The 10772-nt window shown below is 41.5% G+C and carries 6 protein-coding genes; all 6 read right to left on the bottom strand.

The genetic code is table 11. The features are described from left to right. Positions 1 to 190 precede the first annotated feature (190 nt). Entirely contained in the window at positions 191 to 1108 is a 918-nt protein-coding gene (glyQ, locus tag HMPREF2686_RS01760) for a glycine--tRNA ligase subunit alpha (RefSeq protein ID WP_002886077.1), read from the bottom strand. A 511-nt stretch (positions 1109 to 1619) separates the two neighbouring features. After that, a complete protein-coding gene (locus HMPREF2686_RS01765; protein WP_070449010.1) occupies positions 1620 to 6038 on the bottom strand; it encodes a S8 family serine peptidase in 4419 nt (1472 codons plus the stop codon). A 269-nt stretch (positions 6039 to 6307) separates the two neighbouring features. Further along, complete coding sequence (locus tag HMPREF2686_RS01770) at positions 6308 to 7150, bottom strand: aldo/keto reductase (protein ID WP_045760255.1); 843 nt, start codon at positions 7148 to 7150, stop codon at positions 6308 to 6310. Further along, the gene (locus tag HMPREF2686_RS01775) at positions 7147 to 7365 is read right to left on the bottom strand and encodes a hypothetical protein (RefSeq protein ID WP_003018530.1); all 219 of its coding nucleotides are present in this window, start codon (positions 7363 to 7365) and stop codon (positions 7147 to 7149) included. The genes HMPREF2686_RS01770 and HMPREF2686_RS01775 overlap by 4 nt, the downstream gene beginning before the upstream one ends. 131 nt (positions 7366 to 7496) lie before the next feature. Continuing rightward, positions 7497 to 8654: an N-acetylglucosamine-6-phosphate deacetylase gene (gene nagA / locus HMPREF2686_RS01780; RefSeq protein WP_042760248.1), complete on the bottom strand. Its 1158-nt coding sequence runs from the start codon at positions 8652 to 8654 to the stop codon at positions 7497 to 7499. 154 nt (positions 8655 to 8808) lie between these two features. Next, positions 8809 to 10440, bottom strand: coding sequence for a Na/Pi cotransporter family protein (locus HMPREF2686_RS01785; protein WP_049474378.1), 1632 nt, complete (start codon positions 10438 to 10440; stop codon positions 8809 to 8811). Positions 10441 to 10772: the final 332 nt, after the last annotated feature.

Raw genomic sequence — 10772 nt, forward strand, 5'->3', positions numbered from 1 at the left:
TGTCTCTTTGACATCGATTTCCAACAGTCTCATCAAAGTGGATTTAGCCAACTGATTTTTGAACCTAACGTTTCAAAAATCCCCATCAAGCAGTACGGCGGTGCCTATCCCTTTAGCAAGTCTCCGACTTGCCTCTGGGTAGCCGTACGGGCTCACTTTGTTTGCCCATTTTCCATTCTTGTAACTCTTTTTATTCTTCCTCTTCTGCTAGGAGTTTGGCGCGTGTGGCTTCGTCAAGAAGTGGGTAACCGAGTTTCTTGCGTTCTGCGACGAAGGTTTTGGCTACGACACGGGCCAAGTTACGGATACGGGCAATGTAGCCGGCACGTTCTGTAACGGATACAGCGCCACGAGCGTCAAGCAAGTTGAAGGTATGCGAACATTTCAAAACGTAGTCATAGGCTGGGTGAACAAGGCCCAATTCCAAAGCACGTCCTGCTTCTTTTTCAAATTTTTCGAAGTTTTCAAGAAGCATATCTTGGTCAGAAACTTCAAAGCTGTATTTTGAGTGTTCATATTCTGGTTGAAGGAAGATTTCTCCGTACTTAACGCCGGGAGCCCACTCAATATCATAAACAGAATCGACTTCTTGGATGTAAGAAGCCAAACGTTCCAAACCGTAAGTGACCTCAGAAGTTACCGGACCAGTTGCCAAACCACCAACTTGTTGGAAGTAGGTGAACTGAGTGATTTCCATACCATCCAACCAAACTTCCCAACCAAGACCAGCTGAACCAGTTGATGGGTTTTCCCAGTTATCTTCAACGAAACGGATATCGTGTTCCAAAGGATTGATCCCCAATTTTTCCAATGACTCAAGGTAGAGTTCTTGAATATTTGATGGTGATGGTTTCATCACCACTTGGAATTGGTGGTGTTGGTAAAGACGGTTTGGGTTTTCCCCGTAACGTCCATCTGCTGGACGACGTGATGGCTCTACATAAGCCGCATTCCATGGCTCAGGACCAATGGCACGAAGGAAGGTGTAAGGACTCATGGTTCCCGCACCTTTTTCATTATCATAAGCCTGCATCAGCATACAACCCTGGTCATTCCAGTATTGTTGCAAAGTCAAAATAATTTCTTGAAAGGTTAATTTCTTAGACATTAAATACTCCTTGATTTAAATGATTTCTTGCGACACGAGTCTGCCTCGTCGATTACACGAAGCAAGACGAGTTAGTACTGCGTCTAGCTCAGGCACCCTAGTGCTGAGCGTGTGGCAGTCCGACTGTAAGGAGTTCTCTGCCACTGACGCAGTGGAAAGTCAATTTTTTAGACATGTTTTACTCCTTATTCATAAAGTTTCTTGCGACTTAGGATACAAAAAGAACCGTGTCTCTGCTCCTAAGTCTATGACCTAGGGGCGTCAGAAACGCGGTTCCACCCTAATTTATTACTTCATTTTATTTTACTTTACTCAGCTTTTTACTGAGAGAAAGCGCCACTTGCTTACTTTGCTCTACTTGGCTCTCACTATCCCAAGCTCGCTAGAAAAACGCCGTAAGCCCTTCTTTCTTGACTAGTATTATAGCAGATTTTTAGTGACTTGTAAATTAAAATCCGCATGAAACAATCGTTTCATACGGATTTTAGGCTAACAAACAAGGTTGTTTTTCTTATGGACGTCTCGCAGCTTTTGGTTTTTTACCATGAAGTTTTTTCTTGGCATTCTTCAAGGCTGTCAAAGCATCTTTCACATCTTGTTGGCTTGCTCCTGGATTTGAAAGGATGGTTTGTGCATCCTTGAAGGCTGCTAGGTAAGCTTCTTTTTCTTCATTTCCAGCATAGATGAATTTAGCATTCTTTTCTTGGAACTTCAATTCTTCCTTGATGTATTTTTCAAGGCTTGAAAAATCAGTTGCTTTCCCATTTAATTTTCCTTCCGCACGGCTAAGCTCAGCAAGTGCTTGATTGATTTGTTCTTGTTTCACAGTTGGATCAACTGCAAGCAAGGCAACTGTTTGGAAAGCACGATCGTAGTCGCGACGTACTTTTTCTTTGGCATTGGCATAACGACCAGTTTTAGTCGTAGCATCGTAAGCCTGCATCGCTTCTTTTAAGGCCGCAACGTTTGAAATTTTCCCATCCAAAGCTTGGCTGGCAGCTTCAAGACTAGCTAGAGCTTGGTTGACTTGCTCTTGACTAACCTTGTTGGTCAAGGCTGCTTGGGCAGCTTGCAAAGCTTGATCATAGGCTTCCTTCTTATCCGCACTGGCATTGAAGTATTGCGCTGTCTTTGTAACATCTGCTTGGTTGTTCAAAGCAACCAAGAGATTCACTTTTGAGATTACTCCAATACGATAATTGTTGTTACGCCCTGCGACAACTGAGATCACTGGTGCTTCCTCAGCTAGTTCATAGCCTGTAGGAAGAGTTGCAACCAAGGTATATTGACCAGTTGCTACAGATTTACCAAAGCCATTTTTACCATATTTTTCAGCAGGCAAGACAAAGTTTTCACCATCTGCCCCTTTTAATACGATCGTAGTTGCTTTTGAAACCGGTTGATCAAAGCTGATGCTAACTGGTGCATATTCTAAAGTATTGGCAAGGAAAGCGATCGTTTGGAAACTATTATCCTCTGTCAAATCAAATTCTTGTGTCAAGCTGCTGACAAATTTCACTTCTGTACGATCATACGTAAAGATTTCTGCAGTATAATGACCAAAGTTCAAGAAGTTAATATCTTTTGTCTTATCAACTGACACATATTGACCATTACTATCTTTGATTCGGTAAACATACATAGTATCCAAATCTTTGTTCGTCTTAGCGTCACGAACAGCAATTTGAATCCGGCCACTATTTTGATCCCGAACTAAATCAGCTAGTGAAACATAGTCTACGTTCCCTGCAAAGTCCTCTACGTAGTAATAGATATTCTTCTTATCGATATTTTCAGGAAGATCGAAACTACCATCTGCATTCGCTTTAATGACATGGTAATTTTCAAGGGCACGTGTCCCATTCTTATCATCACTAGTTTGGACCATTGTTCCCTTATCATCAAATGGTGTGACGTAAACGAGTTTTTCAGATAAGATTCCGCCGTCTCCAACATCTTTGGCTTTACGAGCTACAAACTGTTGTGCCCCATCTTTAAAGCGAATATATCCAGATGTGATCACTGGTTTTTGAGTATCAACTTGAACCTTAAAGGTCGTTGATTGCTCTTCAGCACCAGGAACCATTGGTGTGTAACGAATGACATAATCATATAGACCATCTGCTACTGCATTCCCATTCGCATCAATACCATTCCAAGTAGTATTAGCTAATGTGTAGCTGCGTGGGTTCTTTTGGTCACCGTTGAAGAAGTTCTTACGATGGTCAGATGGAGTTCCTTCCCACAATGGATTTTTATGTTCCGTATCACTTGCTGCATAAACAGTTGCACGAAGGTTTTCAATATTTCGAAGAGCGACTGTCTTGTATTCAACGAGGTCTTTATTTCCATCTTCATTTGGCGAAATGGCAATGCGAACATTCCCATTCTCATCTAATTGAAGAGAATGTGTACCTTCCGCATTTTCTTCAATACCAAGAACTGTAATCCGACGACCATCTCGTTTTCCTTGTGTGAGGAGAAGGTCATTTTGCAGGGTAACAAGCGCAGAAACATTGGCACTAGAGGAGATATTCAAATCTTTTGGAACATGATAGTAGAAGCCATCTTTTCCTTCGCGAACCAAATCATAGATTGGTTTTTCAACAGCTGGAAGGTTTTGGAATTCTCCCTTGAATCCCATAAACGGCAAGCTAACTACATCCCCATCATCTGCTGGATCGACAAAACGAACAAATCCTTCAAGGAAATAGCCATTTGGCATTTCTTTGCTTAATTCTTCTGTGAATTTACTTGTGTCGACTTTCACTGTAACTGTTTCAGAACTATGTGCTTTCACGGTTACTTCAGGCCAAGCAGTTTCTGTTAATTTACGTGGACGTAGGGTAAATTTACCATCCTTCACTTCATCTGTGTCAGTATTCACCAACATTTTCAAGGTACGATCGGTATCTGAAATATTGTGGACTGTGACATCAAAGGTAAAGCTATCTCCAACATTACCAAGAGTAACGCTTGGATAGTTGTTTTCACCAGTCACATACAAGTCTGTTGAAACGGCTGCGGCTGTGTCTACAACCCCTGCTCCTTGTTGGCGTGGAGACGTATAGACACCGGTTTCTTTGTTAACATGTGGTTTAGCCGTAGACATAATCAAGGCTTTCACAGTTGCAGAAACTTGTTCAGGAGTCAATTCTGGATGGTTCTTCACAAGGTATTCTTTGACCAAGGCGGCGACACCTGCCACGTGAGGTGAAGCCATACTAGTACCACTCATATCCCCGTAGGTATTGTCATTTAAAGAAGAGAAGATATTCCCACCAGGTGCTGTGACATCTGGTTTCAACTGACCATCGGTTGTCACTCCCCAGCTTGAGAAATCAGACAATTGGTCTGCTTCTGGAGATGGACGGTTGGCCATAGTATTGTTAAAGACAATTTTGTAGGAACCTGCCTTAAGAGCTTCCCCATAACGTTTTGAAATAAAGACAGATGGGATCTTTTTCGCATCTCCTTCAATTGCCATTCCAAGGTTCGATCCTTCCACATTATTGTAGACCAAAGCTCCTGCTGCACCATGATGGAAGGCATTCGCAATCTTTTCTGAGAATGGAATTTCCCCGCGTTGGATTAAGGCTAATTTACCGGTAAGATCCAGATCTTTGAAATCATCTTCTTTTCCAAGACCAACTGACACATATTCGTACTCTTTGCCTTTTTCAAAATCAGCGTCTGCAGCAGATTTACTGTAATCAAACTTACCGTTATCCGCTTCCGCATTGCCTTCAAGGCCTTTGACTTCAAACACTTCTGTCGTAATAACATTATTATTGATAGAAGCAACAGAGATGGAGTCCTCTACTGTTGAAGGATTTCCGACCAAACCATAATCTGGATTTTCAGCAGAAGGTCTTGAGTAACCATTTCCAAAGCTATTGCTATTTCCTGCAGAAATTAAGACAGATACGCCTTTAGCGCGCGCCCGTTTAATGGCATCCACAATATCTGAATCCGCATTGACCGTAGAACCAGTCGTAGAACCAAGACTCATGTTGATAGTATCTGCACCAAGAGCTACAGCATCATCAATTGCTTTTACATAAAGAGCAGATCCCGTTGTTTTTTGGCGATCTGAGAAGACACGCATAAACATAACTTGCGCTTCTGGTGCTACACCATAGATCTTTTCTCCGTTTCCTGCTGCTTTATCAGGATTCCCTGTTGCAATCCCTGTAACGTGCATCCCATGAGAATCTCTTTCGGCCTCTTTGATATTGTCGGTACCATCAAAGTAGTCATAGGCATAGACAACCTTGTCGTTGTACCATTTACCATAATCAATTCCTGCTGCTTTCTTAGCAGCTTCTATTTCTCCTTGGTTTTTAAACTTAGCTTTTGAAGGATCGGTAATCCGAAGAACCTCGTGGTTCACATCCAAACCAGAGTCGATGACGGCGACAACCATCCCTTCCCCTTTATAACCTTGCTTCCAGGTTTGGGGAACAGTAATAATTTCGTCACTTTCGATGCTTTGAGGTTTTTCAGCTGCCTCATGGCGATTCGTTGTTTCTGAACTTGTCGCAGTAGCCACTGCTGTTGCTTTTTCTACAGGTTTTTCCGCTACTTCCGGTTTTGTTTCTGGAACAGTAGCTGCCTCTTTAGGAGCTTCTGTTTTTTCAACAAGAGCTGCTTCTGTTGCATTCGTTGTCTTTGCAGCAACTGTTGCTTCTTTTGCAACTTCTACTTTCTCACTAGCAACTGCTGTACTTGCTTCTGTTGCTTGTGAATGCTCTTCTTCAGCAGGTGCCTGTTGAGTAGTGGCTACAAGCTGTGTTCCAGCACTCGTTTGGCTGGCCGCTTGTTCTTCAGCACTCGCTTGTGCAGATCCAAATACCAAAACAGCCCCTAATAAAACTGAGGCTACACCAAATTTGTATTTTCTTAATGAAAAACGTTCTTGTCTATTCATAGAAACTCCCCTTTTATTTTAATAGCAACTATTATAACGCAAAATTATCTGAAAATTCATTCAAAAAACAAATTGTAACACAAATGTAACATTCACGAATGTTACTAACTATTAATTTATTTTCGTTCGGAAAAATGTAAATTAGTATGGGAAGGTATTATAGAACATCTGTTTTTATTAGAGTTTTAAAATTATTTAATCATTGAAAGGATTTTAAAAACCGAGAACGAAACTGTCCTCGGTTTTCATTAATGAATAGATATTCTTTCTTAAAAATCTTTGGTGTCTGGATCTGGTGCACCTGCTTCAACCGGAAGATGGCGAAGGAGTTCCATATCATCTGCCGTCAATTCAAAATCAAAGCAATTTAAATTACTCGCAATCCGCTCAGGTGTAACCGATTTTGGCAGTGGAAGGAAACCTTCTTGCAAACTCCAAGCCAGGGCTAGTTGAGCGACCGTCTTTCCATATTTAGTAGCCATTTCTTTTACTTGTTCATTTTGGAACAATTCTCCTTGGCCAAAAGGTCCCCAAGCCTCTAGTAAAATGCCATGCTTACGACTCGCTGCGATGGCTTCGCTTTGGTAAACCCCAGGTGCTAGACGAATTTGGTTCACAGACGGAATGACCCGAGCTGTTTCAAGGAGGGCTTCCAAATGATGAGGCAGAAAATTGCTAATACCAATAGCTCGAACCTTGCCAGCAGCTAGCATATCTTCCATTGCCCGCCAAACCTCAGCATTTCGTTGTTTCCAAGCATCATTTTCTCGAAGAGGTTTTGGATTTGGCCAATGAATCAAATAAAGATCTACATAGTCCAAGCCTAGTTTCTCAAGAGACTCTTCCAAAGCAGCTTGAGCGTCTTCATAGGTGTGATGAGTATTCCAAAGTTTGGTGGTAATAAACAGGTCTTCGCGCGCAAGACCACTGTCTTTAATGGCCCGACCCACACTCTCTTCATTCTGATAAATCGCAGCTGTATCGATATGGCGGTAACCTGCTTTTAAAGCAGCTAAGACAGCTTGATAGGCTTCTTCTCCATCTGCTGCTTTCCAGGTTCCAAATCCTAATACAGGAATCTCCACCCCATTATTTAAACGATAATTGTTCATTTTTTCTTTCCTTTCTTCGATTTCGGTTTCTTAGGCCCTCGAAGCTTGAGCTCTGGCTTAAAAATATTCTTCTTGGTTGGCTCCATCTTCTTGCTATAAAAACTATAGAGTAAAAATGCCCCACCAACAATCACAATAAAGATATTTTTTCTTACAATCCCATAGAGCAAGAAAAAAATTCCCATCAATAAAAAACGTATATCAATTGCCTTCATAAGCTACCTCACATTTCAATTCCCATTATAGCATGAAAAGACAGCATTCACAAAATTGCACTACCATCGGTAAACAAAAACCTCTCTAGGTATGACTTAGAGAGGAAGTATTCTATCTGCGATTCTTGAATCTAATTGGTAGCTTGGTAACGTTTGACCCCATCGAGATAGGTCGCAACCAGATCCAAATTTTGATCAAGCACGATGAAGTCCGCATCATATCCTTCACGGATTTGACCACAAACATCATCAATATGGACTGATTTTGCCGGATTGAGGCTGGCCATCATCACTGCTTCGTGAGGGTTAGCAATTCCCCACTCTACAACATTTTTTAATCCATCTTTCAATTTCAAGATTGAGCCAGCTAGATTACCAGTTGATTTCAAGCGAGCAGTTCCTTCAGCGACCACAACCGGGAATTCCCCAAGCATGTAGTCCCCGTCTTCTAAGCCCCCAGCTGTCATACAGTCAGTAATCAAGGCAACATTTTCTTTTCCTTTTTGTTTCATCAGGATATCACACGCTAGCGGATCCACGTGATGGCCATCACAGATCAACTCTGCTGTAGTATGAGGCAACTCATACATAGCACCAACCATACCGAGTTCACGGTGTGTCAAACCACGCATACCATTGTAGGCATGCACCCAGACACTCGCACCTGCATCAACCGCTTTTTTAGCTTCTTCAAAAGTAGCATTGGAGTGGCCCAGAGCGACAGTCACCCCTTCTCCTGTAATAGTCCGAACAAATTCTTCTACCCCTTCACGCTCGGGAGCAAGGGCAATCTTATTCAACAGACCATTGGCAGCTTTTTGCCAAGCCCTGAATTCTTCCATACTTGGATCCTTCATATAAGATGGGTTTTGAGCTCCCTTGTATTTTTCTGTAAAATAAGGTCCTTCAAAATAAATCCCGCGAATCTTAGCTCCTGTTGCTTCTTTGTATCGTGCACCGATATTTTCCGTTACTGCCAAAAGTTGTTCGTAAGAGGAAGTCAAGGTCGTAGGCAAAAAGCTCGTAACCCCTGTACTCAAGAGACCTTCACTCATGGTATGGAGAGTGCCTTCGATATTATTATCCATCACATCTACCCCACCAAAACCGTGAATATGGGTATCTACGAGGCCAGGCGCAATACTGTAACCTGAATAATCCAACACATCCGCACCTTCTGGTAAGCTTTCCACATGTTTTCCAAACTTGCCATCAACAAGCTCCAAATAGCCTCCGCGGCGAACCCCATGTGGATAATAAAATTGATCTGCTTTAATATATGTAGACATAAAATCGTCCTTTCCATTGTAGGAACTGTGTTCCATTTATATTCATACATATTATAACGCTTTCACTTTCATTTGTAAATGGTCTAGACCTATTTTTGAATAGAATCCAACAAAAAAACAGAGTAAGCTTCCTACTTACTCTGTTTGACGTTCCTTAAATTTGCTCGATTTGTACTTTTTCAGCGAGATTCATGGCATGGTCTGCAACACGTGTATAGTGAGAAATGATATCAATAAAGTTCACTCCAGCTTGAGGTGTACATTCACCATGGTTCAAACGACGAATATGGGTTTTCCGAAGTCTTTTCTCCAACTTTTCAATTGCCTCGTGACGTACTACCAGTTGGTTTGCAAGACTCACATCATTGTTCTCAACAGCTTTCAAAGCATCCTCTACAAATTGATGGGTTTGGTTGTAAATATCTTCCAATTCAGCCAAGGCCGCTTCTGAAAAGACCACTTTCTTACGAATTAAATAATCGGTCAGATTGATCAAGGCTTCCGCGTGATCTCCAATCCGCTCCAAATCTCGTGAGGAATCTAGGATGTTGGTGAGAACTTCACTTTCTCTCGGACTCAAGGCTTCACTTGACAAACGAATCAGGTAGCGAGTCAAATCATCATCAATGGTATTGATGGCTTCTTCTGTCTTATGACCCTTTTCAGCTGTTTTCTCATTTTGATGAACAATATAATCATAAGAAAGATTAAAAGCTTTGTCTGCATATCCACCTAAATGAAGCAACTCTTTTTTCGCATTTCCAAGAGCAATCGAAGGCGCTTGGGTGATCAAGTTTTCATCCAAGTAGAGCGGTTCATATTTGACAACCTCATCCTCACCAGGAATCAGCTTGGTCACAAAGTATGCCAAAGCTCCAATGAATGGGAACTGGATGATGGTATTGGTTATATTAAAGGTTCCGTGAGCAAAGGCTATGGTCATTTCTGGGGATAAATGAAGAGTCGTTTCAAACCATTGAATCAAAGAGGTAAACGGAACAAGGAAGACAAGACAGATAATGGTTCCGATAACATTAAAGGCTACATGGGCACCTGCCACACGTTTGGCCGCAATATTAGCTCCCAAGGAAGCAATGATAGCTGTAATGGTCGTTCCGATATTATCACCAAAGAGAACTGGGAGGGCTCCTTTCAGGTCAATCAAATGACTAGCATAGAGATTTTGCAAGATACCAATGGTTGCAGAAGAGGCCTGAATCAAAAGTGTTAAGCCTGATCCAACAAAGACACCCAAGATAGGACTTTTACTTAACTGCACCATATAGTCACGAAAGACTTGCAAATCTTTAAGAGGTTCCATAGCCCCACTCATCAAGTTGAGGGCAAAGAAGATACCACCGACACCAAAAACGATTCGTCCAACATTATTAACCAAACGATTTTTGGTAAAGAAGAGACAAACCGCTCCGATAAAGAGCATGGGAAGAGCGTAGTCTCCTAATTTAAAACCAATGATAAAGGAGGTAATAGTCGTTCCAATATTGGCCCCCATAACAATACCAATAGCTTGACGGAGGGTTAGAAGTCCTGCACTCACCAGACCGACCGTAATCACTGTAACCCCTGAACTCGACTGAATCAAGGCAGTCATCCCAATCCCTACTAGAACCCCTAGAAAGGGATTACTCGTATATTTATCAATATAGTATCGAAGTCGATCTCCTGCAGCCTGTTGCAAGCCTTCTCCCATGGTTTTAATACTATAGAGAAAGAGCCCCAGGCCTCCCAAAAAGTTAAATACAATTTCCTGCCAGTTAATCGACATGTTCATTCCTCCAAATTTGAGATCAGAAATAAAACTCCTCTCCTATTGTAAAGGATAATTTCCAATCACACAAGAGATTTCTGTAAATTTCTATTATTTTTTGAAACCGTTTTTCCTTCTGTTTTATTTTCCTCGTTTTAAGAGCCAAAAAAAGAGGGTGGAAAATTTCCAACCCGAGACTGTAGACAAACTATTCTTTTTTATAAATCTAATAAATTCTATAAAAAGAAATGTTACTCGTTAGAGTGATTCAATCATCTACTGAAACTTTTCGTCGTGAGAAAAGTACCTGAAACTTAATAGTTTCAGGTACTCGGAATTATTGAGACCTT

This window comes from Streptococcus sp. HMSC057G03, assembly GCF_001808745.1.
GTDB lineage: Bacteria > Bacillota > Bacilli > Lactobacillales > Streptococcaceae > Streptococcus > Streptococcus parasanguinis_Z.